Origin of the sequence: Pseudomyxococcus flavus, assembly GCF_050038885.1 — a bacterium.
Classification (GTDB): domain Bacteria; phylum Myxococcota; class Myxococcia; order Myxococcales; family Myxococcaceae; genus Myxococcus; species Myxococcus flavus.
This window is the reverse complement of the sequence record NZ_CP143624.1, coordinates 4,911,235-4,936,378: the sequence shown is the minus strand read 5'-3', so window position 1 is coordinate 4,936,378 and position 25,144 is coordinate 4,911,235. Positions and strand designations below refer to the sequence as shown.

The window sequence follows — 25,144 nt, the reverse complement described above, 5'->3', positions numbered from 1 at the left end:
GAGGCCGCGGCCGTCACGCGCGCCGCGACGAGGTCAGGGACCTCCCCTCATACCGCATGCCGGCGGCACGCCAAGGCGAAGGCCTCAGCGTTTGCGCGACTTCTTCGGCGGAGGCAGCACCTCCACCGGAATCTCGCGCTCCGGCGCCGCCACCGGCGTGGCCGCGTCCAGCGTCCCCGCGTCGGTGGGCTCGGGCGGCTTCACCTCCTGAATCTGGTCGTCCAGCGGCACGCGGCCCACGGAGCGGTGGAACAACTCCCACAGGGCCTTGCGGTGATTCTCCGCCGTGGCCGAGCCCGACACCACCACCCCCGCGCCGCTGTAGCGCGCCTCCAGGCCCAGCGGCTGGAGCCCCTCGCCCAGCGACCCGAGCTGCTCCTGGAGGACGCTCACGTCGAAGGTCAGCTCCAGCTCCCGCGCCACATAGGCGTCCGTCTTCAACAGCTCCAGCAACGCCCGCCTGCACGCGGAGTCCTTCACGGAAGCACTCAGGGAGCGCTCCGTGCCGCTCGTCGCGTTCAAATCCGGACACGCCTTGCGCGCCGCCGCCAGCCGCGGTGCGGGGTCCTCCGGGGGCGGCGAGCCCACGACGAGACGCCACACGGCGAAGCGGCCGCCCGCGTACAGCAGCAGCAGCGTGCGCCCCTCCTTCTGACCGGTGAGCAACAGCTCGTTGCTCCCCGTCAGCAGCTCCGCCTCCGCGACGGAGGCGTCCGCCACCTGGACCCAGTCCACGGTGTCGAGCTTGTGGAAGCGCTCCTTCCCGGGCTCCAGGGGGACGACCAGGTCCACCGGCCACGCACCGGCGAACGCCGGCAGTAGCAGGGCCAGGAGTGCTCCAACGGCGTACATGCGAGCGGACATCAGGGCTCCAGCGCAGTGGTGTGGACCCTTAGCACGGGATAAGAACGTGGCTCTATGCCTACCTGGACCCTCTGGGTCGCCTGCCTGGCGCTGTGTTTCGTCAGGGCACTCGTCGCCGCCGCGGAGTCCGCGCTCTATGGCGTGTCCGACCTGCGCGCACAGGAACTGGCGGACGCGCAGCCCGGCCGCGCGACCCGCCGGGTGCTTCGTCACAAGACAGACCGTGAGCCCGTGGCCACGGCGCTCCGCCTGGGCATGGTGCTCAGCGGCTTCCTCGCGGCGGCCATTGGCGCCTTCGTCCCGCCGCGCATGCTGGACTTCAGCCGCTACGGCGAGACGGCCTGGCTGCAGCTGGCCACCGTCACCGCGGGCGCGCTCCTGGTGGGCGTGCTGGCCACGCTGATGGACGTCACCATGCGCGGGCTCGCCAACGGCAACCCGGAGCGCTGGGCGCTGCGGCTGTCAGGCCTGGTGTCGCTGCTGGTGGCCGTGCTGTACCCCCCCATGCGCGTGGCCATGGTGGTGCTCAACCTGATGGCGCGCACCTTCGGCCGCACGCTGCGCTTCGAGCCGCCCCCCCCTCCGCTGGAGGAGCTGGAGAAGCTGCTGGCCGCCCAGGCCGCGAAGAACGAGGTCGACAAGAGCGCCCCGCAGCTCATCCGCTCCATCTTCGAGCTGTCCGACAAGCGCTGCCGCGACGTCATGGTGCCACGCACCGAGGTCGTCACGGTGGACATCACCGTCACTCCGGAAGAGCTGCTGCGCCTGCTGGCCGAGGAGAACCACTCGCGCATCCCCGTGTACCGGGACGACGTGGACCACGTCATCGGCGTGCTGCACGCGCGCGACATCATCCCCCTGCTCCAGCACCCCGAGCTCATCGTCCTGCACGACATCATCCGCCCCGCGCACTTCGTGCCGTGGATGAAGCCCATCGGCGACCTGCTGCGGGACATGCAGAAGCAGAAGATTCACATGGCCATCGTCGTCGACGAGTACGGCGGCTTCATGGGCGTGGTGACGCTGGAGGACATCCTCCGCGAAATCGTCGGCGACATCGGCGACGAGTTCGAGGTGGAGGAGAAGCAGGTGGAGAAGCTCGCCGACGGCAGCTTCCTGGTGGACGCCGCGCTGGAGGTGGACGCCTTCACGCAGACGTTCGGCTTCCCCCTGCCGGAGGGCGACTTCGACACGCTGGGCGGCTTCCTCTCCTCCATGGCCGGCCACCTGCCGGACGTGGGCGAGCGCTTCGCCTACAGCGGCTGGCAGTTCGTGGTCGCCTCCAAGGAAGGCCCTCGCATCGACCGCGTGCGGATGACGCGCGTGAAGTCGGGCATCACCACCAAGGACGGCCTGTCGCGCGAGCAGGGCCGCGAGGAGCAGGCCTCCATCAAGAGCTGAGGCCTCAGCCGCCCTCCAGCGGCGGCACCCAGGTCAGCGGCAGCACGCGCTCGGCCTGGAAGGGCGCCCGCCGCTCGGTGCCGCCGAAGCGCAGCACCACGCCGCCTTCCACCTGCACGCGCCGGCGCACCGGCTCCGTCGCGCCCGGGGTCCGCGCGCTGGCCAGCGGGAAGAGCACGCGCAGCGGGGCGCGGCCATCCGCGGCCAGGGGCGCCGCCACCTGCTGCATCCCCACCGCCACCCGGCGCCCGTCCACCCGCAGCGTGAAGTCCACGGCGGCGAGCGTGGCCGCGTCGGAGGCGGGGTTCTTCACCTCCAGGTCCAGGTCCAGCACGCCGGTGCCGTCCGGCTGGAAGTCCACCTGGAAGCCCACCACGCGCACCGCCTCGTCATACGCGCGCGGCCGGAAGGGCACCGAGCCCAGGCACCCGGACAGCAACCCGCTGGCCAGCAGTCCCCAGATGACTGCCCGGCGCGAGCGCACCTCAGCCCCCCAGCAGCGGCTGGAGCGCATCCACCGTCAACGGCCAGCCCGCGCGCCGCGCCAGGGACTCCAGCGCCTTGAGGAACTCCGCCGCCGTCTGGAAGCGCCGCGCCCGGTCCGCGAAGAGCGCCTTGCGCGCCACCTGCACCGCGTAGTCCGGCAGCTCCGGCGACACCGACGACAGCAGCGGCACCCGCGCGTCGCGCACCTTGTGCATCAGCTCCGCCTCGTGCTCGCCCGCGAAGAGGCGGCGGCCGGCCCACAGCTCCCAGAGGATGATGCCCACCGCGTACAGGTCCGTGCGCGCGTCCACCGGCAGGCCCAGCACCTGCTCCGGGCTCATGTATGGCAGCGTGCCGCGCAGCGCGCCGGAGTCGCCGCGCATCAGCCCCTCCACCTCCGCCACGCCGAAGTCGGTGAGCTTCACGTCACCGTTGACGCCCAGCAGCAGGTTGGCCGGGTTGACGTCGCGGTGGACGATGGTGGCGCCGTTCTCCCCCACCTTCGCCCGGTGGATGTAGTCCAGCGCCTTGAGCAGGCACCACGCGATGTAGCAGGCCGACTCGGGCGGCATCGCCGCGCCGGCCTTCACCAGCAGCTCCTGCATGTAGCCGAGCGTCCGGCCACTCACGAGCTCCTGCACCATCAGGTAGTCCGGCCCCGCCTTGAACAGCCGGTAGGTGCGGACGATGTTCGGATGGCGCAGGCGGACGGTCAGCTTCGCCTCGTCGACGAAGGATTTGACGTACGCGGTGTCGCTCCGGAACGACGGGTGCAGTCGCTTGATGACAATCTCGTCCGGTTCGCCCGGTGAGCGCTGTGTGGTGACCCGGGCTCTCGCCTGGTACACCTCCGCCATGCCGCCCACCGCCAACCGGCCGACCACTTCGTAACCACCCAGGTCCGGAGCATCCGCCACGGCACAACATTACTGCGAATTTCCGTCCGCACCCACTATTCCGCAGCGACCTCCTGGAAGAGGGCCTGGTACCGGCGGCCGGAAGCGTCCCAGGAGAAGTCCTTCGCCATGCCCCGGCGCCGGAACTCGGCCAGGCGCGGCGGGTCCGCGTAGAGGGCCAGGGCCCGGCGGATGGCCGCCAGCAGGGCGGCCTTGTGGAAGGCCTCGAAGAGGATGCCGTTGCCGTCCAGCCCTCCTTCCACCGTGTCCACCAGGCCTCCGGTGGCGCGGACGATGGGCACCGTGCCATAGCGCAGCGAGTACATCTGGTTCAGTCCGCACGGCTCGTAGCGGCTGGGCATGAGGAAGAAGTCCGCGCCGGCCTCCACCAGGTGGGACAGCCCGGCATCGAAGCCGAGGTGGACGGCCACCTGCTTCGGGAAATGGGCCTGCAACGCCCGCAGCCCTTCCTCCAGGGGGCCGTCGCCGCTGCCCACCCCGACGACGCGGATGTCCGCGCGGAGCGCGGTGGGCAGGGCCTCCAGCAGCAGGTCCACGCCCTTCTGCCAGGCCAGCCGGCTGACGAAGCCGAACACCGGCGCCGCGGTGTCCTCCAGCCCGAAGCGCGCCAGCAGCTCGCGCTTGCACACGGCCTTGCCGGCCATGTCCGTGCCGCTGTAGCGGGCCGGGAGGAAGGCATCGGTCTCCGGGTTCCACTCGTGCGTGTCAATGCCGTTGAGGATGCCGTGGAGCCGGTGCGCGCGATGGCGGAGCAGGCCGTCCAGGCCGTCCCCCTGCTCCGGCGTCTGGATTTCCTTCGCGTAGGTGGGGGACACGGTGGTGAGCGCGTCGGAGAAGACGAGCCCCGCCTTGAGGAAGCTCACCGCGTCGTGGAACTCGAGCCCGTCGTGGGCGGTGAACAAGTCCCAGGGCAGCCCCAGGTCGCCCATCACGTCCTTCGAGAACTGCCCCTGGTAGGCGAGGTTGTGGATGGTGAAGACGCTGCGCGCGTTCGCCAGCGGCCCGGCCTGGAAGCCGCGCCGCAGGGCCACGGGCGCCAGCCCCGTCTGCCAATCATGGGCGTGCACGATGTCCGGGATGAAGCGCAGCCGCTGCGCCGCCTGGAGCGCGCCCACGCAGAGATAGGCGAAGCGCCGGTGGTTGTCGGAGAAGGGGCCCCACGCGTCGCCGTAGAGGCCGTGGCGGTTGCCGAAGAGGAACTCGTTCTCCAGGAAGAGCACCTCCAGCCGCTCGGCCACGCGGACGGAGAGGATGGGCCCCGACAGCTCGCCGAAGGGGAAGCGCAGCAGCAGCGACTGCCCGGTGGGCGCGAGCCGCTCCGCGTCCCGCAGGTCGCGGTAGCGCGGGGTGATGACCTTGACGTCATGGCCCAGCGAGGCGAGCGCGGCGGGCAGTGCGCCGGCCACGTCCCCCAGGCCCCCCGTCTTGGAGAACGGGGCCACCTCCGAGGAGATGAAGAGGACTTTCATGTGCGCACATTGACGCGTGCGCCGGGCGAGTCAACGGCGAAGGTGCACGGCCGCCCCCGCCCCCATATGTTGCGGCGCGTGATGATTCCTCCAGACCCCATCCAGCGCTTCGCGGAGCTCTTCGAGCGGGCGAAGCAGGCCATTCCCGTGGACCCCAACGCCATGGTGGTCGCCACCGTGGGGGATGACGGGCGTCCCAGCGCGCGCGTCGTCCTGCTCAAGGACTTCGATGCCCGCGGCTTCGTGTTCTACACCAACCACGAGAGCCGGAAGGGCCGCGAGGCGCGAGCGCATCCACACGCGGCGCTCTGCTTCTACTGGCAACCGCTGGACACGCAGGTCCGCGTGGAGGGCCGTGTGGAGCGCGTGTCGGACGCCGAGGCGGACGCGTACTTCCAGAGCCGTGCCCGCGGCAGCCAGGTGGGCGCGTGGGCCAGCCTGCAGAGCCAGCCGCTGCCCTCGCGCGAGGACCTGGAGGCCCGCGTGGCGGAGGTGGAGCAGAAGTACGCGGGCCAGGCCGTCCCGCGCCCGCCGCACTGGTCCGGCTTCCGCGTGGTGCCGGACCGGATCGAGTTCTGGCACGCCCGGGCCAGCCGGCTCCACGACCGGCACGTCTACCTGCGCGAGGACGGCGGCTGGCGCACGCAGATGCTCTACCCCTGACGGGGCGCCGCGCTACCAGGGCACCTCGACGCCCTGGTAGTCGAAGAAGCGGCCGCTGTGCTCGGGGCTCAGCCCGTCGATGACGCGCAACATCCCGCGCACCGAGTCCGGCGCCGGCAGCGTGGCGTCCGGGCCGCCCATGTCCGTCCGCACCCAGCCAGGGTGGAGCAGCACGGTGACGAACCCTTCCGCGCGCAGGTCCATGGACATGGTGCGCACGGCCATGTTCAGCGCGGCCTTCGACATGCGGTACGCGTAGGCGCCGCCGTCGGTGTTCGAGGCGAGCGAGCCCATCCGCGACGTGACGTGCGCCACCCGCCGCATGGCGCCTCGCCGCAAGCCAGGCAGGATGGCGCTGGTGACGCGCAGCGGCCCCAGGGCGTTGATGGTGAACGTGCGGGTCATGTCCGCGTAGTCCACGTCGCTCAACGCACACCACGAGCCGGCGACGCCGGCGTTGTTGATGAGCACGTCCACGGGACTGGTGCACACGTTGGCGGCGAACGCGCGAACGCTGGCGTCGTCTCCCACGTCCAGCGCATGGACGCGCAAGCGGTTGCCCGCGACTTGTTTCAAGGGCTCCAGTCGCCGTGCACCCTCGGGTGACCGGACCCCGGCTTCGACGGTATCGCCTCGCAGCACGAGCTGCTGGACGAATTCGAAACCAATCCCCCTGCTCGCTCCGGTGATGACGTAGCGCATGCATGGCATTAACGCGCTGAATGCCTCGCGCTGGCAAAACACGCCTGTTGACGACTGGGGAGTGCACGCTGGTAACCGGATGCACCACATGTCGAGGACAAACGGATGACTGTCGCCGTCGTGGGAGGTGGGATTTCGGGGTTGGCCATCGCGCACCGTTTGCGGTCGCGCGGTACGGATGCCGTGCTGCTGGAGACCTCCGCCCGTCTTGGAGGCGCGGTGGGCACGCATGCGCGCGCAGGCTACCTGGTGGAACAGGGGCCCAACAGCTTCCTGGACCGCGAGCCCGCAACGCGCGAGCTCGCGGCGGCGCTGAACCTGGAAGGTCGAATCCGCGTCGCCGACCCCGCGGCGAAGCGTCGCTATGTCTACACGCGAGGCCGACTCCGGTCGGTGCCATCCTCGCCGCCCGCGTTTCTCGCATCGGACATTCTTCCGCTCGGCGCGCGCCTGCGCGTTGTGGGCGAGCTGCTCTCCCGCCGCGCCCCGGAAGGCACGGATGAATCCCTGGCCGCGTTCGGCCGCCGTCACCTCGGACGTACCGCCACCCAGGTGCTGCTCGACGCGGTGCAGACGGGCATCTACGCGGGCGACGTGGAGCGGCTCAGCGTCGCGGCCACCTTCCCCCTGCTGGTGACGCTGGAGCGCGAGCACCGCAGCCTCATCCTGGGCGCCATCCGCACGCAGAAGGCCCAGCGCGAGGCGCTGCCCGCCGGGGACGCGCCGAAGCTGAGCGGCGCCCTGAGCACCTTCGACGGCGGCCTCCAGGTGCTCATCGACGCGCTGGCCTCCGCGCTGGGAGACGCGGCGCACGTGGGCGCGCGGGTGGACGGGCTGACACGCGTGGACGGCGGCTGGCGGCTGATGGTCGAGGAGCACGGGCGCCGCGCGGAGCTGACCGCGTCCCACGTGGTGCTGGCGGTGCCCGCGTTTGTCGCGGCGCAGCTGCTCCGCCCGCTGGATGACGCGCTCGCGGCGCAGGTGGCCCGCATCGACTACGCGCCCATCGCGGTGGTGCACCTGGGCTTCGACGCGAGGACGCTGCCCGCGCCGGACGGCTTCGGCTTCCTGGTGCCCTTCGCGGAGCAGCGCCAGCTCCTGGGCGCCATCCACGCGTCCACGACCTTCCCCTTCCGCGTCGAAGGCGGACGCGTGCTCTACACCTGCATGGTGGGCGGCGCGCGGCAGCCGGATCTGGTGGAGCGCGACGAGGCGGCGCTCGCGGCGCTGGCGCTCGCGGAGCTGCGGGCGCTGGCGGGCGTGACGGCGCAGCCCACCTTCCAGCAGGTCTTCCGCTGGCCGCGCGGCATCCCCCAGTACAACGTGGGGCACCTGGAGCGGATGGCCGGCATCGACGCGGCGCTCCAACGCTGGCCCGGGCTGCACCTCGCGGGAAACGCGTACAAGGGCATCGGCCTCAACGACTGCATCCGTAACGCGGCGCAGCTCGCGGATGCCCTGCTGGGCGAGGAAACCGTTCGGAAATAGCGACTGCGACCGCTCGTTGTCCGGGAGCGACCGCTCGGGCCGGAGGCGTCAGCGAAGACCAGGAAAGCGCGTCAGACTGGCGGTGCATGCTTCCTGGAGTCAGGAGTCCCCCGCCATGCCCCTCCCCGCTCCCGTCCTCGTCGTCGTTGCCATCGTCCTCTTCCCCGTCGTCCTCGCCGGCAGCATGCTGCTCGACGCCTTCGAGACGGAGCTGGAGGAGCGGCCCGCCCCATGACGCGCCCGGCGGAGTAGGCTTCCGCGGGCGCATGCTGGAAACGTCGGAAGGCTCCATCGTCCGCGCCACCCTGCGGGCCCTCGTGGAGCCCCGGCGGCTGCTGCCCATCCTCGTCGTGTCCGCCGCGCTCATTGCGGCGCAGGTGCGCTTCAGTCACGAGCCGATGGGGGCCGCGCTCGGCCTGGGCCTCCTGATGTGCCTGCTCTTCGTCGCGGTGGCGCCCGTCTCCTACCGCGTCCTCTTCCCGGAGGGCCTGGACCTCAGCCACGGCGGCATCCGGCTCCTGCTCTACGCCACCGTGGGCAGCGGCGTGGTGCTCACGTCGGGCTTCGTGGTGCCCAAGCTCCTGCGCATGGGCCCCACCTTCCTTACCCAGCCCACCAACCTCGCCGTGTGCGGCGCGCTCTTCCTCGTGGGCGGCTGGGGCCTGGGACGCGACATCGGCTTCGAGGAGAGCCTCAGCCGCGAGCGTGCCCGCGCCGCGCGCTTCGCGCTGGAGGCCGAGCAGGCGCAGCTCCTGGCGCTGCGCAGCCACCTGGACCCGCACTTCCTCTTCAACACGCTCAACGCCATCGCGGAGTGGTGCCGCGAGGACGGCGCCGTGGCCGAGGCCGCCGTGCTGCGCCTGTCCACCATGCTGCGCTCGGTGCTCGCGGGCGTGCGCAGCGCCACCTGGCCCCTGGCCCAGGAGCTGGAGCTGATCCACACCCTCTTCGACCTGCACCTGCTCCGCGACCCCGACCTCTTCCAGCTCGAGCTGAACGTGCCCGCGGGCGTGGGCGACGTCCCCGTCCCGCCGCTGGTGCTGCTGCCCCTGGCGGAGAACGCCGTGAAGCACGGCCCCGCCGCCGGGCACCGCGGCCGCCTGTCCCTGGACGTCACCGTGAAGGGCCACGAGGTGGAGGTCGCCATCGAGAACCCCGGCATCTCCCGCGGCCCGCGCGAGGGGAGCGCCGGCCTGCCCACCGTGGAGCGCCGCCTCGCGTTGGCCTATGGCGGCGCCGCCCGCCTCGTGCTCGCCAGTGGCGAGGCGAGCACCCGCGTCGCCGTCACCCTGCCCCGCACGGGCCCCCGACCTGGAGTCCTCACGTGAGCGCCCCGCTTCGCGTCCTCATCGCCGACGACGAGCTGCTCGCGCGCAAGCGCCTGTCCCGCCTGCTGGCCGCGCTCCCGGATACGGAGGTCTGCGGCGAGGCCGCCGATGCGGACGCCGTCCTCGCCGCCGTGCGCGCCGGTGGCGTGGACGTGGTGCTGCTCGACATCCACATGCCGGGCCTCAGCGGCCTGGATGCCCTGGCCCTGCTGCCCGAGAGCGGCCCTCGCGTCATCCTCTGCACCGCCCACGCCGAGCACGCCGTGCAGGCCTTCGAGCATGGCGCCGTGGACTACGTGCTCAAGCCCGTGGAGCCCGCACGGCTCCAGAAGGCGCTGGAGCGCGCGCGCTCACGCGGCCCGGGCACGACTCCGGCGGGTGGGACGGCGAAGGCCGCGACCTCGGCGCCTCGGAGTCTGGGACGGCTGCCCATTCCCACGCGGCAGGGCATCGTGCTCGTCGCCCCGGAGACCATCTCCCACGCGTCGCTGGAGGACGAGCTGGTGACGGTGTTCACCACGCAGGGCGACTTCCTCACCGACTTCACGCTCAACGAGCTGGTGGAGAAGCTGCCCTCGGAGCACTTCCACCGCGTCCACCGGCGCGCGCTGCTCAACCTCACGCACGTGGCGCGCCTGGAGCCGCTGGACACAGGCGGCTATCTAGCGCGCACCCTTCGTGGGCATGCGGTGGAGGTGAGCCGTCAATCCGCGCGGGAGCTGCGGCGCATGCTGGGCCTGCGCCGCGGCGTCGAGGACGAGGGCTGAGCCTCGGCGCGGGAGCTGCGGCGCATGCTGGGCCTGCGCTCCGGTGCTGCCGCGCAGGCGTCCCTTCCACTCACACGCCCGTGCCCGACACCTGGCGCACGGGCGCGCCGATTACCTGCTCACGGCACGCGCGCTTCGATGGTGACGACGCGGCCACCCTCGTTGCGCGAGTAGACGACGGTGCCCCGCTCCGTCCACTCCGGCGCGAAGCCCCGGCCCAGGCTGTAGGCCGACGCCACGTCGTAGTTCTTGTCGAAGGCGATGACGCGCACCTCGCCGTCCTCGCCCTGGCGCAGGCTGGTCGTCGTGTAGACGATGATGCGCCGGTCGGCGTCCCACTCGAGCGTGCCACCCAGCGCCGGGTTCGGGATGTGGGCCGAGCTCATCTCCGAGCGGCTCCCCTTGTTGGTCACCTGCGTCAGGTCCTTGCCGTTCTTCTTCACGCGCCACAGCGAGGGCACGCCCGAGCGCTGCGTGGACTGGAACAGCACGACGCTTCCATCCGGCGTCCACACGGGCTGGCTGTCGTCGAAGCCCTGCGTCACCTGCTCCGACTTGCCCGAGCTCACGTTGAGCACGTGGAGCTCCGAGCTCCGCACCGGGTCTCCGGCGCGGTACGAGTCCGGCAGCTTCGCGTACGCCACGCGCTTGCCATCCGAAGAAATCGCGGGCTCGCCGGTACGCTGCGCCACCAGGTGCGACGTGCCCTTGTGGTCCACGCGCATGAGCTGAAGCGAGGTCGTCTGGTAGACGATGATGCGGCGATCGGCATCCTCGGTGGATGGTGTCACCACCGACTGGGACGCCACGGCCTGCGACTCCGAATCCACGAGCGACTCCCCGTCCGCCCCACCGCACGCGGCGAGCACGAGCGAAGAAGTCATCCACATCGCAAGGTTCCAACGGGTACGGCAGCGGACGTCGGTCGGATGCATACGGTCCTCTGGGTGGAATCCACCTACCAGCGCGGGGTTGGCTGGTTTTACAGTCCGCGCTCACGGGTATTCCAGGTCAGAACACCATAACAATCCGGACCGTCATAAATGCTACCCGCCGACCGGACGCGGCCAAGCCACACACCGCGTCATGGCGAAGCGAAGAGCGCGGGCACCTGGGTCGCATCCGCGCCAAGGATGTCCGAGAGGACCCGGACCGCTTGTACGGGCATCGCGACGCCCGCGCGCGCACACCGTGCGGCCTCGTCCAATGTGAGTGAGGGCGTGGAACAGTAGGACTCTCGCCAGTGCGTGACGAGCTGCTGGGAGAAGGCCGCCCCCAGGGCCTCCACCTTCGCCTCCAGCCACGTTTCGGCGGCGGTGAAGCGCGGGCGCTCGGGGCGCACGTTGCCCTCATGGAAGGTGACATCGTGCTCGTGACCGGACTCGGAGAGCTGGTCCTGCAACGCCACGGTGAAGGGCCCGCGCCGCGCATCCAGCACCGCGGACGACGACACCGCGACGTGGTGCGCCTGCGACAGCCGCAGCGCGTGGTACTCGAAGGTCCGGGGGACCTGCCGGTAGCGGGTGACGGGGACGGAGTAGGTGTGCGTGTGCCGGGTGTACTTCGTCACCTTGCGCGTCTTCGTCTTGCCGTCCGAGTCCGTGTACTCCTCCTCGGCCTCGTAGGGCTCCTCGATGACCTCCGTGCGGTCCTCATGGTCCGTGTACGGCACGCTCTCCGTCCACGGCGCGGTCAGCGCCACCTGGTGGCTGTCGCGCTCCGTGGTGAAGCGCCCCTCCAGGGTGAACACCGGCCGCTCCGGGGCACCGGGCGCGAACCAGGGCGAGGACTCGAAGGCCTGGGTGAGCCGGGCCTCGAGCCGCGCCTGCTGCGCGTCATCCAGGCCCTCCACGCGGCCCGTCCACGACGGTGGGCCGAAGAGCTCGGGCACGGCGGCGGGCCTGGGTGCGTATTCCCGCCAGTGGCCGCAGTAGCGGAACACCAGCTCGCGCCAGTGAGGGCTGTCGTCGGTGCTCATGTCCTTCAGCCGCTGGCAGGACGTCTTGCCGCTCTGGAGCACCACCCACTCCATGTCGCGGGCGATGCGGGCCAGCTCGCGGTGCGCCAGCAGCGGCTGCTTGCGCAGCAACGCCTGCTCCGCCGTGAGCGCATGCCCCTTCTGGGCGGGAGCGCCGATGAGCTTCTGGAGGTGACGGCGCGTGCCCTCCACTTCCTCCAGCAGCGAGCTCTCCAGGCCACCATCCAGCTTGGCGTTCCATTGGCTCCGGTGGTCGAGAAAGCGCAGCAGCCGCGCCTCCGCGTCCTCGTCCCGCCCTTCCAGGCGGGCCTGCCGCGCGTCGCTCAGCAGCTGCGACAGCGCCCGTGAGCGCAGCGCGTCACGCGACTGGAGGAGCTCCGCATCATACGGACTCTGCCGGAGGAGGTCGTCGTAGATGGCGGCGGCCTCCACATAGAGGCCCTTTTCCGCCAGGGAGTCCGCTCGGCCCCGCAGGGTGCTGCAGGCACACAGAACCAACAACGAAACAAGGAGAAGCCGGGCCATGGGTCGTATCGAAGCAGGTCGCGCAAGTCCGGTGACGTCTCCGGCGGCCGGATATTCAGGCGGGCTCACGCAGGAGCCCCTGGCGAAAGCCTACTCGACCGGCCACGTATGGACAGGCTCGCCGGACTCGGCGAGGTGGAGGTAGCGCTCCAGCATTGCCGCCAGCGCGTCCTGCCGGGGCATCTGCGCTTCCAGCCGGGACAGCACCTGCCGCTGCCAGATGGCGCCGGTCCGCCGCAGCGCGACCCGTCGTTCGATGATGCCGAGCAGCGTGTCCGCCTCCGACGCGTCCACGCCCGCGCGCACCAGGCCCTCTCGCGCCTCGGCCAGCAACCTCGGCACCAGCTCCGCCACCGGGAGACGCTGCGGGCTCGGCGCGGACTCGGCCGGCCACAGCATCTCCGCGTCCAGGCCCTGCCGCGCCGCGCGGATGAAGTTGCCATACGCGTGGACGAAGGGCAGCGCGGGGAGCAACGCGTCCACGCGCTCCGCGAACGCCAGCGTGAGGCCCAGCAGGAACGCGCCGTTGGCCGCCATGTCCACGACCGTCGGCCCCGCCGGCAGCGCGCGGAACTCGATGCGCAGGTGCCCTCCGTCCTTCGGGTCATAGATGGCGCGGTTCCAGCTCCACACGGTGCTCTGGTGCAGGCGCAGCTCGTCCAGCCCTGGCACCTCGCCAGCCGCCACGCGCTCGCGCACCGGCTCATCGCCGGACACCGGCAAGAGCGGCGGGTGCAGCGCCACCGACTCGGCGAACAGCTCGTAGGCGCCCTCTCGCACCCAGCCGTGGCCGAACGACACGCGCGCGTGGGGCTGGAAGCCGCCCTCGCCGGGCTCGCCCCGGTCATCCACCGCCTGCCGGAACAGGGCCACCCGCGTCTCATCCCACAGCTTCCGCCCCAGGAAGAGCGGCGAGTTCCCCGCCGCCGCCAGCACCGGCGCCGTGGCGAGCTGCGCCGCGTTGTACGTGCGCGCGAAGTCCCGGGGCGCCACGCGCAGGTGGTACTGGAGCGACGTGTTCGCCCCCTCCAGCGTCACGTCATTCCAGGTGAGCGTCAGCGCCTCCTCCCCGCGAATCGAGACCTGGAAGGGCGCGGCCCGCCGATGACGGATGGCGGCGGACATCGCGCGATAGCGCGACTCGGGCGTGAGCGCGCTGCTGCCCAGGTCCGCCTCGCGCAGCGTGGGCAGGATGCCGATGACGGCCACGCGCGCCCCCTGCGTGGCGGCCCCCCGGCCCACCGCCGCCAGGCCGCTCTCGATTTCCTTCCGCAGCGCGGTGAACGGCTTCCCCGCCAGGGGCCCGGGCCGCAGGTTCAACTCCAGGTTGAAGGCGTCCAGCTCCAGCGTCACCCGCGGGTCCTCCGTCCGCGCCAGCACCTGACGGTTCACCGGCAACGGGAAGCCCAGGGCATCCACGAGGCACAGCTCCAGCTCGGCGCCCACCGTCGGCCGGCCGACGCCGAAGCCCGGACGCGCCAGCAGCGCGCGCAGCGCCTCCAGGTTCTCCATGAGCCGGCGCGAGAAGCGCGCATGCTCCTCCGGAAGAAATTCCTCCTGATGGATGGCCATCCCCATGGCGGCTCAAGGTAGGCACCGCCGCCGGCTTCCGCCCCGGCGTCCGGGAGCCTGCCTGCCCGGCCACCGGGCGCCCGCCGGAAGGCGCCCCCGAGGGCAGGGTCAATGTCCACGGGAGGCACGGGGCCCGGGTGCGCCCCAGCCGGGTGTGTTATCTGGGCATCCTGGTCATGCCGTCCGACACGCTCGCCAACCTGTACGACCTGACGCGGCCCGCGCTGGGCGCCCTGCTCTCCGGCTGGGGCTTCGGCCCCTACCACCGGGACCAGCTCTGGACCGCCCTGTACCGCCGGCACGCGGACTCCTTCGACGCGCTGGAAGGCCTGAGGCCGGACCTGGTGCGGGCGCTGCGCGAGCACACGCGCCTGAGCCACCTGGCCGTGCACCACGAGTCCTTCAGCAGCGACGGCTTCACACACAAGCTGCTGCTGCGATTGGAGGACGGGCAGACCATCGAAACCGTCCTGATGCGGTTCAAGGGCCGCGCCACGGTGTGCCTCAGCACGCAGGCGGGCTGCGCCATGGGCTGCGTGTTCTGCGCCACCGGGCAGATGGGCCTGTCGCGCCACCTGACGCCCGGCGAAATCGTGGGGCAGGTGCTGCACGTCAACCGCATCCTCCGTGGCACCGGCGAGACGCTGCGCAACGTGGTCCTCATGGGCATGGGCGAGCCGCTGCACAACTACGAGCACACGATGTCCGCGGTGGACGTCATGGTGGATGCGATGGGGCTCGCCATGGGTCCGCGCTTCATCACGCTCAGCACCGTGGGCGTGGTGCCCGGCATCCGCCGGCTCGCGGATGAAGAGCGCCCCGTGCAGCTGGCCGTCAGCCTCCACGGCGCCACGGACGCGGAGCGCGCCGCCCTGGTGCCCGCCGGGCGCCGCTGGCCCCTGGACGAGCTGATGGACGCGTGCCGCTACTATAGCGAGAAGCGCAAGCGCCGCATCTTCTTCGAGTGGACGCTCATCTCCGGCCGCAACGACACGGCCGAGCACGCGCACACGCTGGGCCAGCTGCTGCGCGGCATGGACGCGCACGTCAACGTCATCCCGCTCAACCCCACGGTGGGCTACGACGGCGGCCCCAGCCGGCCGGAGTCCGTGCGCGCGTTCCAGGACGTGCTCGCCTCGTACGCGGTGCCCAGCACGGTGCGCCAGCGGCGTGGCATCGACATCGACGCGGGCTGCGGCCAGCTCAAGGCGGCCGTGGAGCGACGCTCGCGCCGTTCACTTCCCACCAGCGCGTGAATTCGCGGTCCACGCCGCGCGCACGCGTCCGTTAACGTGCGCGAGGCAGGCGCCCGCACGAGGGCACGGGCCCGCCGTCCAGCCGGGCCCGAGGTACGAGCGCACTGTCGCGAGCGTCGAGAGCCCCGAGCACCGCTCGAGCCCAGCTCACGCTCGCATGGCCGCCACACCCCACACCCCTCGTGCGTTCCAGCGCGGCGTCGCTTTTCGTGTGCGCGACGCGCGGGCTCGCGGCATGACGCGAAGGCACACCTGTCAGGGTCCAGCGGTACACCCCGAGGCGTGCGCCGTGTCGGTAGCGGACGGCCATGTCGATTGCGGGCGGTGCCCCTTGCACGCGACCTCGCCATGGGCACATTCTTTCCATCGGCTTCCCCGGGGAGGTGGGCGATGCTTTCCATCCAGGAGCACGCGACGGTGGATGAGGCGAGCAGCGAGCTGCTCGACTTCGTTCTCGAGCCGTACAACTGGCTGTCGCTGACGCGGACAGGGACGGACCCGGCCACGTGGCCGGGGCAGAACACGCTCTATCAACGCCGCGTGGGGCCGCTGCGCATCTGCGCCTCCGTGGACGTGGCGGCCACGCTGGACGTGTTCCTCCACATCGCGTTCCGCGCGCCGGGCCTCACGCCCGTGAAGGCGGCGGACCATCTGGAGAGCTTCCTGAAGCACCGGCTGCCGCTGACGCCCAACTCCGAATGGCAGGTGGAGGTGGACGAGCGCCGCTGGATTCACTTCTCACGGCGCTACGCGGGCCCGCCGCTCAAGGCGTGAGCGGCTCCAGCCGGTAGTGGCGCAGCGGCTGCGCCACGTTCTTCACTGGCGTCTCCGTCAGGGGACCGAAACGCAAGCCCCGGAAGAAGGGCTCGTCCGAGCCCTCCAGCGCGGCGTGCACCGTGTCCATCACCAGCGTCTCCCGGAAGCCCGCCAGTGACTGGAGGCGGGCCGTCTGGTTCATGCCGCTGGAGAAGGCCGTGTACTGGCGGTTGGGGCCGAAGAGGCCGCAGTTCGCATGGGCCAGGTTGACGCCAATGGCCACGCCCAGGCCAGGCAGCTTCACGCGCTCGCACAGCGCGGCCACTTCCTCGCGCGCGCCCAGCGACGCGGTGAAGGCCTGGATGTCACACGCGGCCCGCACCGCGGCCCGCGCGCGCGCCTGCGGGCTGCCCCGGAAGAAGGGCGGACCGAACAGGCCGATGACGCAGTCGCCCACCATCTTGTCGAACACGCCGCCGTGCGCCCAGATGCAGCCCACGGCGCGCTCGCTCCACTCATCCACGAAGCGGCCGATGCTGCGCGGGCTGTCGAAGCCCTGCTCGCAGATGCGGGTGAAGCCGTTGATGTCCGCGAAGAGGATGCCCACCTCCTGGTCCTGGGCCCGCAGGTGCTGCGCATAGGCCGGGTCCTGCAGCAGCGCGTCGATGATGTCGTTGGGGAAGAACTGCGACAGGTGGATGCGCTCGCGGTGGTAGTCCTGGAGGCGCTGGCTCAGCGTGGAGGCCAGCACCCGGATGAGGTCCATGGTGTACGTGGAGAAGCCGTCGTCGTTCCAGACGACAATCTTCCCCAGCGGCCCATGCGCGGCGGCCCCGGAGATGAGCACGGCCTCGGTGGTGCGGCCGGTGAAGAGGGCCCGCAGCGCGGACTCCTCCCCCTGCAGGAGCCGGGGGCCGTGCTGGCGGATGGCCGCCTCCAGTCCCGGGTGGGGCTGCTCGCCGCTCTCGAACTCCAGGTGCCCGCCGCGGTAGGTGCGGTAGTGCAGCACGTGCGGCTGCACCGCGTCGCGGTACAGCAGGAGGAAGCCCGGCAGGTGCATGCGCTGCGCCAGCGTCAGCACGGCCAGGTCCATGCCCGCCTCGAAGACGGGGTTGGCCAGGTGGCGGTTGCACTGGAGGATGAGCTGGTGCTTCTCCGACGCTGTCTGCACCAGGCACAGCACGGTGTCGAGCTGCTCGGCCACCGAGTCCAGCATGCGCAGCAGGCGCGCGGATGACGCGGGCGCGGTGGCGTCGCCCGGGAAGAGCAGGCCGAGCGCGCCCACGCGGGTGCCGGCCACGTCCAGCGGCTGGCTGACCAGCGTGTCCTCGCCCAGCCGGCGCACGCTCGCGAGGCCCTCCAGGAGCGCCCCGGGATGGCGCCCGCCCCAGTCCCCCTCGCTCCACGTCTGCTCCACCAGCTCCTCGTCGCGCGTGGTGATGGCCACGGCCCTGGCGCCGGTGAGCGCGAGGACGGACGGGAAGCAGCGCCGGAAGGTCTGCGTCAGCGTCTCCCGCCCTCGGAGGCTCTCCTCCAGGAGGTCATCCACGGCGCGATGGAGGGCGCGCAGCGACTTGTACTCCTCCAGGGTGATGTCGGTGGGCGAAGGAGACGGCACGTTCGTCATGGACTGCCCTTCTATCGCCGCCGGGGCGGCGCTGTCACAGGGCGGGCGTGTGTTGCTGGCCCCCCGCCACCTGCCCATCCACCACGTCGATGAGCCAGTACCCCTCGTGGCCGGCCTCGGTGGAGGAGCCCGCGCCGAAGACGTGGGGCCGGTCGGCGGTGGCGGGATGGTGGTAGCGGTGGTGGATGTGCCCGTGCAGCACCGCGTAGCGCGGCCCCGGCAGCAGCCGCAGCAGCGCGTCCGCGTCCCGCAGGCCGTGGTGCCAGCGGTCCGGGCGTCCCCGCGGATTGAGCGGGGCATGGTGGACCGTCACCAGCACGGCGCGGCCCTCCAGCCGGACATCCTTCAGCAGCGCGGCCAGGCCCTCGAGCTGGGCCGGGCCGATGACCCCGTAGGACAGGCCCGGCGAGTACGGGACGCGAGCCGACAGCAGGCCCACCACCGCGACCTCGGTGCCCACCAGCCGCACGAAGGGGAAGGCGCCCTCGCGCCGGTACTCGGGCAGGTCGCTCTCCAGCAGGTGGCCGAAGTGGCGCGCGAAGCGGCCGGTGCGGTGGCTTCCCGGCGTGAAGACGTCGTGGTTGCCGGGGATGACGGTGCACCGCCGGGGGTCCTCCGCCAGCGCGCCCAGGGCCTGCCGGGCGCCGAGGAACTCCCCCTCCAGCGCATAGGCCGTCAGGTCCCCCGAGAGGACGAAGTGGTCCACCCGCTGTGCCTGGGCCTCCCGCGCGATGGCCGCCAGCGCCTGGGGGGCGCGCGCGTACCGCCGGGCACGGCCTCCCACGGTGAGCTCCGCCAGGGCCACCCAGCGCCGCCAGCCCAGCCGGTGCAGCGGCAACGCGAAGTAGTCCTCGGTGATGTGGACGTCAGAGCAGTGGGCGATGCGCATCGACGGGGTCCGCCATTCCCCGCCGAAGGTACCACCCGTGCACGGGAGCGTCGATGAAGCGGCCCCCGGACACTGCGGCGCTCCCCGGCGTCGGTTATCGTCCCCCGCGACGATGACCCGCACCGCGCGCACGCCTGTCCCCTCCCCCTGCGCTCCCGGGGGGCGCCCATGAGCCTCGTGCGCGGGCGCTTCGCGCCCAGTCCCACCGGGCGCATGCACCTGGGCAACATCCGCAGCGCGCTGCTCGGCTGGCTCCAGGCGCGGGCGGCCCAGGGCCGCTTCCTGCTGCGCATCGAGGACCTGGACCGCGCGCGCTGCAAGCCCCAGCACGTGGACGACCTGCTGCGCGACCTGGCGTGGCTGGGCCTGGACTGGGACGAGACGCCCCTCTTCCAGAGCCAGCGCGACGACGTGTACCGCGACGCGCAGGCGAAGCTGGAGCGCGAGGGGCTCGTGTACCCCTGCTTCTGCACGCGCGCGGAAATCGCGCGGGCCGCCAGCGCGCCCCATGGCCTGTCCGACGAAGGGCCCCGCTATCCCGGCACCTGCGCGCACCTCACCCGGGAGCAGGTTTCCGAGCGCGCCCGCACCCGCGCCCCCGCGTACCGCTTCCGCGCGCGCCCCGGCGAGGTGCGCTTCGAGGACGGGCTGCAGGGCCCCTACGCGCAGGACGTGGACGCGGTGGTGGGCGACTTCGTCGTGCGCCGCAACGACGGCGTGGCCAGCTACCAGCTCGCGGTGGCGGTGGACGACGCGGCCACGGACATCACCCACGTCCTCCGCGGGGATGACCTGCTGTCCTCCACGCCGCGGCAGCTCCAGCTCTACGCCGCGCTGGGCCTGCGCGCGCCCGCCTTCCTCCACGTCCCCCTGGTGCTGGGCGAGGACGGCAAGCGGCTCGCCAAGCGCGAGGGCGCCTTCGCGCTCGCGGAGCTGCGCGAGCGCGGCGTGCCCCCCGAGCGCGTGCTGGGCCTGCTCGCCTCGTGGAGCGGGTTGGGCGACGGAGGGCCCATGACGCTGGCCGAGCTGCTGCACGGCTTCCGCCCCGAGGCCCTGCCCCGCGCGCCCGTCATCGCTGGCGAGGCCGCGCTCCGCGAAGCACTCGGCCTGGGGTGAGCCCCCACTCCGCCCTCCTCCACGTGGAGGCATCCGGGCGGGGCGAGGCCGTGCGTCCTCCGGACCATGCCCATGTTTTTCGCGAACGCGAGCGCCGCCTCCGCTCCGAGGGCGCTCATTGGCATCAGGAGGGGTAGCACCATGGCAGCCATCGTCGAGAACCAAGCGCCCGGCGTCATCCCCGCCGTCGCCGGCAATCCCTACAAGCTGAGCTGGGGTGCCATCTTTGGAGGCGCCTTCGTCGCCATGGGCCTGTGGCTTCTCTTGAACTCGCTCGGCATGGCGGTGGGTCTGTCGTCGGTGGACCCCAACAACCCGTCCAGCGTCCGCGCGGCGGGCATCGGCACGGGCATCTGGAGCATCATCGCGCCCCTCATCGCCCTGTTCTGCGGCGGCTTCGTGGCCGCGCGCACGGCGGGCCGGCTGGACAAGGGCGGCGGCGCGCTGCACGGCGCGGTGATGTGGGGCCTGACGACGCTGGTGAGCGTCGCCCTGCTGAGCATGCTGCTCTCCACGGTGCTGGGCACCGCGCTGCGCGCGGGCGGCGCGGTGGTGGGAGCCACCGGCTCCGCGGTGACGGGCGCCATCTCGGGCGGCGGACAGGCCGCGCAGGCCTTCGGGCTGGACGCCAATGACGCGCTGGGGCCCATCAACCAGCGGCTCCAGGCGGAGGGCAAGCCGACCATCACCGCCAACCAGCTCCAGGCCGCCACCTCCGACGTCCTCACCACCGCCCTTCGCACGGGCGAGCTCGACCGGGAGGTGCTCGTCACGTCCATCGCGGACAACACGCGCCTGTCCCGCCAGGACGCGGGGGAGGTCGCGGACCGGGTGAGCGAGCAGTTCACCGCCTTCAGGGGCAAGGTCGGCCAGGTGGGCCAGCAGGTCCAGCAGGGCGCGCTGCAGGCGGCGGAGCCCACCAGCCGGGTCTTCTGGGGCATCTTCGGGTCGCTGCTGCTGGGCCTCATCGCCGCGGTGCTCGGCGCCACGGCCGGCGTGAGCCGCCGCCAGCGCATCGCCGCCGAGGGCGCCGTCATCACCACCCCGCCGCCCACGCGCCCCACCGAGCCCACCGGCCCCCGCCGCGAGGTGTACCCGTAGGGTCGGCGCTGGCGCCGCGAGCCCTCCCGCACGAGGGCTCGCGGCCGTCACCTTCCGCACACTCCGGGCCACGCCCGCATGCGGGCCTGCGCTAACATCCGCTCCGACGAGGCGGCGGGCGCACGAGCACCCGGCGGCCTCCCGCGCGGGCACCGGGCCCGGCGCGCCACCCGGGGGGATGCACATGAACCGGAGCACGACGTCCCTGCTGTGCCTGGCCGCGCTGGCGGCCGTCTCGAGCGGCTGCTTCCTGCGCACGGGCTACATCCTCGACGCGCTGAACACGCCCGGGGACCCGCAGGCCGCGCCCCTGCCCGTGCCCATCCAGGAGCGCGCGGCGCGCCTCACCCGCAGCCACCTGGTGGACGCCTACGCCGACCCCGCCGAGGCGGCGCGCTGGATGTCCGCCCTGGGCAGCGCGCCCCAGCCCCTGCTCGAGCAACTGGCCTGTCTGAAGCAGACGGCCGGGGGCAGCAACAGCACCTGCTACGAGCGCCTCCTCGCGACAGCCATGGAGGCGCCGCTGTGGGGCCTGCCGCCGCTGCCGGACGCGGTGGACCCCGCCCGCCCCTCACCGCGTGAGGTGGACGCCGCGCGCTTCCTGGCCAACACGCTGGGCATCGCCGCGTCGCTGGTCGCCCTGCGGGACGCGCAGGATGACACGGTGCCCCTCCAGGTCCTCACCCGCGGCATCCGCGAGGGCGCCGAGTCCGCCGCGCAGTACGTCAGCGCCCGCAAGTGGAACCGCACGCTGGGCCGCCCGTCCAACGCCGTGGTCCTCAGCGGCGGCGGCGCCAACGGCGCCTTCAGCGCGGGCGCCATCTGGCGGCTGCTCGGCATCCTGGAGCAGTGCCGCGGCAAGCCCGCGCCGGAGGGCTGCGGCGACGCGCGCATCGACCTGGCCGCGGGCACCAGCACCGGCGCGCTCATCAGCACCCTGGTCGACCTGTTCCACACCCCCGGCCACGAGCAGGCCGCGCGCCAGCTGCTCATCAGCAACTACACCTGCTCGGTGGAGTCGGACCTCTACTGCGTCAACAACACCTGGATATGGAAGATTGCCTCGGACCTGCGCGGCCTGGTCCAGTTCGACGGCGTCTACGGCAAGCTGCGCGCGGCGGTGGTCCCCGAGCAGCTCACCAACGGCACGGAGCTGGTGGCCGTCTCCGTGGACTTCGACACCGGGGACGTCTTCGGCATCAGCGACCAGGACCCGGCGAACTTCGAGCCCAACGCCACCCAGCAGCAGCGCATCGAGGGCCTCATCAACGGCGTCGTCGCCTCCATCGTCGAGCCCGTGCTCGCCGACCCCGTGCCGTGGCTGCCCTCGCAGGCGGGCCGGCTGAAGGGCTCCTTCTACGACGGCGGCGTGCGCTCCGGGCTGCCGCTGCTCCAGGCCGTCCAGCGCGGCGCCGAGCGCGTGCTGGTCATCTCCACCGGCGGCGTGGAGCCGTCGCCGGAGAACCCGCCAGAGAACGCCGTCAGCGTGCTGATGCGGACCATCGACCTGTTCGTCGCGCAGCCGCGCGTGGGCGAGGTGCAGCAGGGAGAGATGGCCGCGGTGGGCCGCCGCTTCGCGGAGTACAACGTCTGCGTGGAGCGCCTGGCCCACGTGGCCGACACCGCCAGCGTCAACGCCTTCTGCCGCCGCACCGGCGCCGGCTTCGTGCCGCGCGAGCCCGGGGCCCTCAAGGCCGCCACCAGCATGTGGCTGGGCTCCGCCCGCTTCGACCAGGTGGCCTCCAGCTGGCGCTCCGCGTGGATGTTCCGCCCGGACTCGCAGCTCCAGACGGCCAGCGGCTACGGCTTCTCTCCCAAGGTCATGCGGCCCCTGTTCAAGGAGGGCGTGAAGCACTTCCAGCAGCGCTGCCACGAGGTGCTGCGGCTCTTCGAAATCCAGGGAACCCTCGCCGCTTCGGAATGCGAGAAGCCGGTGGACGCGGCCGTGGCGGAGGCCGAGGCGCACTTCGCCCCGCTGGAGCAGTGCACGAAGGGCAAGCCCGAGCAGCGCTCGTGCGAATGAGCTCTGGAGGCTTATCCTCCAAGGGCCCATGTCGTCCGACCGGTCGTCCCTCATCCGCTGGCTCGTCATTCCCGGAGTGAGCCTGGGCGTGCTCGTGCTGAGCGCGGCCCTCTCCTACTGGCTCACCCGCCCCGTCCAGGACACGCCGCCCACGGCGGGCCCAGCGCCCGCCGCCGAGCCGCCCTCCCAGCCGCCGCCCGCCGTGCGCCAGCTCCCCACGCCGGGCCTGACGCCCCCGGACGCCACGCCGCCACCCGTGCTGCCCCCGCCCTCCTTCCCCACGCCCCAGAGCGTGGTGCCCGCCCCGCCCGCGCCCGCGGGCGACCCGCGGCGCGTGGTGGAGGTGGAGCCCGTCATCGAGTCCACCTCCGGCCGCATCCACACCGACGACATCCGCGCCGCCATCCGGGCCGTGACTCCGCTCGTGCAGCAATGTTTCGAGGACGCGGCACAGCGCAACCGCGGTCCGCAGACAGTGAAGCTGCGCTTCACCGTGGAGGCGGGGCGGGAAGGCGGGGTGATGAGCGCGGGTGAGCTGGTGTCGAGCACCATCCCCGACCCCTTCGTGCAGGCGTGCGCGCTGGACTCGCTGCTGGACGTCCGGTTCCCGGCGCCCTTCGGCGGCGGGAAGGCGACGGTCGTCTACCCCTTCGAGTTCCGCGTGCCCGGGGAGACTGGCCGGTAGGGCCGGGTTTTGCGTAAGGTGCCGGGGCCCCCGACCCTTCATGCCCGTCACCGTCGAACAGCTCGGTCCCCATGACGCGGAAGCCCTTCGGGGGCTGCTGTCGAAGGACCCGGTCCACAACCTCTACCTGCTGGGGTTGCTGGAGGAGTTCGGCATCGCTCCCCGTGGCAGGGTGCCCTTCGCCTTCTACGGGCGCTTCGATGACAAGGCCCTCACCGCCGCGGTGTTCGTGGGCGGAGACGGCGGCCTGGTGGTGCCCAGCACCAGCGACGCCACCGCCACCAGCGTCATCGCGGACGCGCTGGCCTCGCGCCTGAAGCTGCGCTCCACCGTGGGCGACAAGTCCTCGGTGGACGCGCTGCTGCGCAGCCTGTCGCCGGGCAAGCCCCGCCTGTCGCGCACGCAGCGGCTGTTCAGCGTGTCCGCGGACGACCTGGGCCCCTTCACCAACCCACTGCTGCGGCTGGCGAAGGAGGAGGACCTTCCCCGGCTGCTGCCCCTGGCCCAGGGCTACGTGCGCGAGGTGCACGAGCGCGACCCGCTGGCCGAGGACCCGCGCGGCTACGAGGCCCGCGTCATCCAGCGCGTGCGCCAGCGCCGCACCTACGTGCTGGAGGAGAACGGCGCGCTGGTGTTCAAGGTGGACATCGGCAGCCGCTCCCAGTACGGCGCGGAGCTGGAGGGCCTCTACACGCTGCCCTCCGAGCGCCGCAAGGGCCACGCCCTGCTGTGCCTGGGCCAGATTTCCCGCCACCTGCTGTCCTCCCTGCCGCGGCTCACCCTGCGCATCGACGAGCGCGACGAGAGCACCGCCCGCATCGCCCGCAAGGTCGGCTACCTGGCCGGCCGCACGTGGCGGCTCGTCCTGGTGGAGTAGCCAAGGGCCGCGTACAGTCCGCGCGCGCATGAGCCGTCCCACGCCTTCCCGCCGTCCCCTCTCTGGAGAGGGCCCCGTCATCCTCCACGCCGCCACCGACCCGCGCTGGCTGCCCCTGGCGCTCGAGCGGTTCGACGAGGTGCTGGTGGACCACGCCCACTGCGAGAAGAAGGCCGCCGCCAACGCGCTGTCCCTGCTCCAGGCCTACCCGGACCTGCCGGGCCTGCCCTCGCAGATGGCCCGGCTGGCGCGCGAGGAGAGCGCCCACCTGGCCCGGGTGCTGGACCTGATGGCGGCGCGGGGCCTCACGCTGACGAAGGACGCGGGGGACCCGTACGCCCAGGGCCTGCAGAAGCTCATCCGCACGCCCGCCGCCGAGCGCCGCGTGGACCGCCTGCTGGTGGCCGCCGTCATCGAGGCCCGCTCCTGCGAGCGCCTGTCCCTGCTGGCCGAGGGGCTCACCGACCCGGCGCTGGCGCGCTTCTACGGCGAGCTGGCCCAGTCCGAGGACGGCCATCAGTCCCTCTTCTACCGGCTGGCCGTCACCGCGTCCGGCGGCGAGGAGGCCGGGGTGCGCGAGCGGCTGGAGTGGATGCTCGAGCGCGAGGCGCAGGTCGTCGTGGACGTGGGCCTGCGCGCCGCCATCCACTGAGC

At 72.1% G+C, this 25,144-nt stretch carries 22 protein-coding genes and 1 pseudogene; 13 read left to right on the top strand and 10 right to left on the bottom strand.

What is annotated here, in order from left to right:
- Positions 1–84 precede the first annotated feature (84 nt).
- A complete protein-coding gene (locus VZL07_RS20655) occupies positions 85–864 on the bottom strand; it encodes a pilus assembly protein N-terminal domain-containing protein (RefSeq protein ID WP_426749287.1) in 780 nt (259 codons plus the stop codon).
- A 54-nt stretch (positions 865–918) separates the two neighbouring features.
- On the opposite strand from VZL07_RS20655, the gene VZL07_RS20650 reads away from it, so the two are divergent.
- A complete protein-coding gene (locus VZL07_RS20650) occupies positions 919–2,265 on the top strand; it encodes a hemolysin family protein (protein WP_426749285.1) in 1,347 nt (448 codons plus the stop codon).
- A 4-nt stretch (positions 2,266–2,269) separates the two neighbouring features.
- On the opposite strand, the gene VZL07_RS20645 is transcribed toward VZL07_RS20650, so the two are convergent.
- From VZL07_RS20645 to glgA, 3 genes are read right to left on the bottom strand one after another with little or no spacing between them, the layout of a single operon-like run.
- Positions 2,270–2,749 carry a hypothetical protein gene (locus VZL07_RS20645; protein WP_426749283.1) on the bottom strand — a complete coding sequence of 160 codons (480 nt, stop codon included), beginning with the start codon at positions 2,747–2,749 and terminating at the stop codon, positions 2,270–2,272.
- 1 nt (position 2,750) lies between these two features.
- Positions 2,751–3,668, bottom strand: coding sequence for a serine/threonine protein kinase (locus VZL07_RS20640; protein WP_426749281.1), 918 nt, complete (start codon positions 3,666–3,668; stop codon positions 2,751–2,753).
- A gap of 35 nt (positions 3,669–3,703) precedes the next feature.
- Positions 3,704–5,137: a glycogen synthase GlgA gene (glgA, locus tag VZL07_RS20635; RefSeq protein WP_426749279.1), complete on the bottom strand. Its 1,434-nt coding sequence runs from the start codon at positions 5,135–5,137 to the stop codon at positions 3,704–3,706.
- Here glgA and pdxH point away from each other — a divergent pair, their 5' ends adjacent.
- Positions 5,138–5,800: a pyridoxamine 5'-phosphate oxidase gene (gene pdxH / locus VZL07_RS20630; protein WP_426749277.1), complete on the top strand. Its 663-nt coding sequence runs from the start codon at positions 5,138–5,140 to the stop codon at positions 5,798–5,800.
- A gap of 12 nt (positions 5,801–5,812) precedes the next feature.
- Here the strand turns inward: pdxH and VZL07_RS20625 are convergent, their stop codons facing one another.
- On the bottom strand, positions 5,813–6,502 hold the full coding sequence (locus VZL07_RS20625; protein ID WP_426749275.1) for an SDR family oxidoreductase: 690 nt from the start codon (positions 6,500–6,502) through the stop codon (positions 5,813–5,815).
- 79 nt (positions 6,503–6,581) lie between these two features.
- On the opposite strand from VZL07_RS20625, the pseudogene hemG reads away from it, so the two are divergent.
- The 3 genes and pseudogenes from hemG (at position 6,582) to VZL07_RS20610 (ending at position 10,085) form a co-directional block, all read left to right on the top strand.
- Positions 6,582–7,990: pseudogene (gene hemG, locus VZL07_RS20620) on the top strand (protoporphyrinogen oxidase).
- A 266-nt stretch (positions 7,991–8,256) separates the two neighbouring features.
- A complete protein-coding gene (locus VZL07_RS20615; RefSeq protein WP_426749273.1) occupies positions 8,257–9,318 on the top strand; it encodes a sensor histidine kinase in 1,062 nt (353 codons plus the stop codon).
- Positions 9,315–10,085, top strand: coding sequence for a LytR/AlgR family response regulator transcription factor (locus VZL07_RS20610; RefSeq protein ID WP_426749271.1), 771 nt, complete (start codon positions 9,315–9,317; stop codon positions 10,083–10,085). Before VZL07_RS20615 ends, VZL07_RS20610 begins: the two co-directional genes overlap by 4 nt.
- 119 nt (positions 10,086–10,204) lie before the next feature.
- Here VZL07_RS20610 and VZL07_RS20605 read toward each other — a convergent pair whose 3' ends face one another.
- The 3 genes from VZL07_RS20605 to VZL07_RS20595 form a co-directional block, all read right to left on the bottom strand.
- Complete coding sequence (locus tag VZL07_RS20605; protein WP_426749268.1) at positions 10,205–10,969, bottom strand: TolB family protein; 765 nt, start codon at positions 10,967–10,969, stop codon at positions 10,205–10,207.
- A 200-nt stretch (positions 10,970–11,169) separates the two neighbouring features.
- Complete coding sequence (locus VZL07_RS20600) at positions 11,170–12,588, bottom strand: hypothetical protein (protein ID WP_426749266.1); 1,419 nt, start codon at positions 12,586–12,588, stop codon at positions 11,170–11,172.
- A gap of 90 nt (positions 12,589–12,678) precedes the next feature.
- The gene (locus VZL07_RS20595; RefSeq protein ID WP_426749264.1) at positions 12,679–14,166 is read right to left on the bottom strand and encodes a glutamate--cysteine ligase; all 1,488 of its coding nucleotides are present in this window, start codon (positions 14,164–14,166) and stop codon (positions 12,679–12,681) included.
- Positions 14,167–14,336: 170 nt separating this feature from the next.
- Here VZL07_RS20595 and rlmN point away from each other — a divergent pair, with 170 nt between their 5' ends.
- Positions 14,337–15,416 carry a 23S rRNA (adenine(2503)-C(2))-methyltransferase RlmN gene (rlmN, locus tag VZL07_RS20590; RefSeq protein ID WP_426757338.1) on the top strand — a complete coding sequence of 360 codons (1,080 nt, stop codon included), beginning with the start codon at positions 14,337–14,339 and terminating at the stop codon, positions 15,414–15,416.
- Between the two features lie 390 nt (positions 15,417–15,806).
- The gene (locus VZL07_RS20585) at positions 15,807–16,190 is read left to right on the top strand and encodes a hypothetical protein (RefSeq protein WP_426749262.1); all 384 of its coding nucleotides are present in this window, start codon (positions 15,807–15,809) and stop codon (positions 16,188–16,190) included.
- Here VZL07_RS20585 and VZL07_RS20580 read toward each other — a convergent pair.
- Together VZL07_RS20580 and VZL07_RS20575 are read right to left on the bottom strand one after the other, a co-directional pair.
- The gene (locus VZL07_RS20580) at positions 16,180–17,799 is read right to left on the bottom strand and encodes an adenylate/guanylate cyclase domain-containing protein (protein WP_426749261.1); all 1,620 of its coding nucleotides are present in this window, start codon (positions 17,797–17,799) and stop codon (positions 16,180–16,182) included. The two genes, VZL07_RS20585 and VZL07_RS20580, sit on opposite strands and share 11 nt — an antisense overlap.
- Positions 17,800–17,833: 34 nt before the next feature.
- The gene (locus VZL07_RS20575) at positions 17,834–18,688 is read right to left on the bottom strand and encodes a metallophosphoesterase family protein (protein ID WP_426749259.1); all 855 of its coding nucleotides are present in this window, start codon (positions 18,686–18,688) and stop codon (positions 17,834–17,836) included.
- 168 nt (positions 18,689–18,856) lie between these two features.
- Here VZL07_RS20575 and gluQRS point away from each other — a divergent pair, with 168 nt between their 5' ends.
- The 6 genes from gluQRS to VZL07_RS20545 all read left to right on the top strand — a co-directional run bounded on the left by gluQRS (position 18,857) and on the right by VZL07_RS20545 (position 25,142).
- Positions 18,857–19,804, top strand: coding sequence for a tRNA glutamyl-Q(34) synthetase GluQRS (gene gluQRS, locus VZL07_RS20570; RefSeq protein ID WP_426749257.1), 948 nt, complete (start codon positions 18,857–18,859; stop codon positions 19,802–19,804).
- Between the two features lie 141 nt (positions 19,805–19,945).
- On the top strand, positions 19,946–20,905 hold the full coding sequence (locus tag VZL07_RS20565; protein ID WP_426749255.1) for a hypothetical protein: 960 nt from the start codon (positions 19,946–19,948) through the stop codon (positions 20,903–20,905).
- A gap of 184 nt (positions 20,906–21,089) precedes the next feature.
- The gene (locus tag VZL07_RS20560) at positions 21,090–22,928 is read left to right on the top strand and encodes a patatin-like phospholipase family protein (RefSeq protein ID WP_426749252.1); all 1,839 of its coding nucleotides are present in this window, start codon (positions 21,090–21,092) and stop codon (positions 22,926–22,928) included.
- A 28-nt stretch (positions 22,929–22,956) separates the two neighbouring features.
- Positions 22,957–23,613 carry an AgmX/PglI C-terminal domain-containing protein gene (locus VZL07_RS20555; RefSeq protein WP_426749250.1) on the top strand — a complete coding sequence of 219 codons (657 nt, stop codon included), beginning with the start codon at positions 22,957–22,959 and terminating at the stop codon, positions 23,611–23,613.
- Positions 23,614–23,653: 40 nt separating this feature from the next.
- Positions 23,654–24,490, top strand: a complete 837-nt coding sequence (locus VZL07_RS20550) for a GNAT family N-acetyltransferase (protein WP_426749249.1) — start codon at positions 23,654–23,656, stop codon at positions 24,488–24,490.
- 28 nt (positions 24,491–24,518) lie between these two features.
- Positions 24,519–25,142 (top strand): tRNA-(ms[2]io[6]A)-hydroxylase, encoded by a 624-nt coding sequence (locus VZL07_RS20545; protein ID WP_426749248.1) that lies wholly within the window; start codon positions 24,519–24,521, stop codon positions 25,140–25,142.
- Positions 25,143–25,144: the final 2 nt, after the last annotated feature.

Excerpts from the sequence above, each read along its gene's own strand:
- VZL07_RS20655 (WP_426749287.1), bottom strand. The coding sequence starts at position 864 with ATGTCCGCTCGCATGTACGCCGTTGGAGCACTCCTGGCCCTGCTACTG.
- VZL07_RS20650 (WP_426749285.1), top strand. The coding sequence starts at position 919 with ATGCCTACCTGGACCCTCTGGGTCGCCTGCCTGGCGCTGTGTTTCGTC.
- glgA (WP_426749279.1), bottom strand. The coding sequence starts at position 5,137 with ATGAAAGTCCTCTTCATCTCCTCGGAGGTGGCCCCGTTCTCCAAGACG.
- VZL07_RS20625 (WP_426749275.1), bottom strand. The coding sequence starts at position 6,502 with ATGCGCTACGTCATCACCGGAGCGAGCAGGGGGATTGGTTTCGAATTC.
- VZL07_RS20615 (WP_426749273.1), top strand. The coding sequence starts at position 8,257 with ATGCTGGAAACGTCGGAAGGCTCCATCGTCCGCGCCACCCTGCGGGCC.
- VZL07_RS20605 (WP_426749268.1), bottom strand. The coding sequence starts at position 10,969 with ATGACTTCTTCGCTCGTGCTCGCCGCGTGCGGTGGGGCGGACGGGGAG.
- VZL07_RS20600 (WP_426749266.1), bottom strand. The coding sequence starts at position 12,588 with ATGGCCCGGCTTCTCCTTGTTTCGTTGTTGGTTCTGTGTGCCTGCAGC.
- VZL07_RS20595 (WP_426749264.1), bottom strand. The coding sequence starts at position 14,166 with ATGGGGATGGCCATCCATCAGGAGGAATTTCTTCCGGAGGAGCATGCG.
- rlmN (WP_426757338.1), top strand. The coding sequence starts at position 14,337 with ATGCCGTCCGACACGCTCGCCAACCTGTACGACCTGACGCGGCCCGCG.
- VZL07_RS20585 (WP_426749262.1), top strand. The coding sequence starts at position 15,807 with ATGCTTTCCATCCAGGAGCACGCGACGGTGGATGAGGCGAGCAGCGAG.
- VZL07_RS20580 (WP_426749261.1), bottom strand. The coding sequence starts at position 17,799 with ATGACGAACGTGCCGTCTCCTTCGCCCACCGACATCACCCTGGAGGAG.
- VZL07_RS20575 (WP_426749259.1), bottom strand. The coding sequence starts at position 18,688 with ATGCGCATCGCCCACTGCTCTGACGTCCACATCACCGAGGACTACTTC.
- gluQRS (WP_426749257.1), top strand. The coding sequence starts at position 18,857 with ATGAGCCTCGTGCGCGGGCGCTTCGCGCCCAGTCCCACCGGGCGCATG.
- VZL07_RS20565 (WP_426749255.1), top strand. The coding sequence starts at position 19,946 with ATGGCAGCCATCGTCGAGAACCAAGCGCCCGGCGTCATCCCCGCCGTC.
- VZL07_RS20560 (WP_426749252.1), top strand. The coding sequence starts at position 21,090 with ATGAACCGGAGCACGACGTCCCTGCTGTGCCTGGCCGCGCTGGCGGCC.
- VZL07_RS20555 (WP_426749250.1), top strand. The coding sequence starts at position 22,957 with ATGTCGTCCGACCGGTCGTCCCTCATCCGCTGGCTCGTCATTCCCGGA.
- VZL07_RS20550 (WP_426749249.1), top strand. The coding sequence starts at position 23,654 with ATGCCCGTCACCGTCGAACAGCTCGGTCCCCATGACGCGGAAGCCCTT.
- VZL07_RS20545 (WP_426749248.1), top strand. The coding sequence starts at position 24,519 with ATGAGCCGTCCCACGCCTTCCCGCCGTCCCCTCTCTGGAGAGGGCCCC.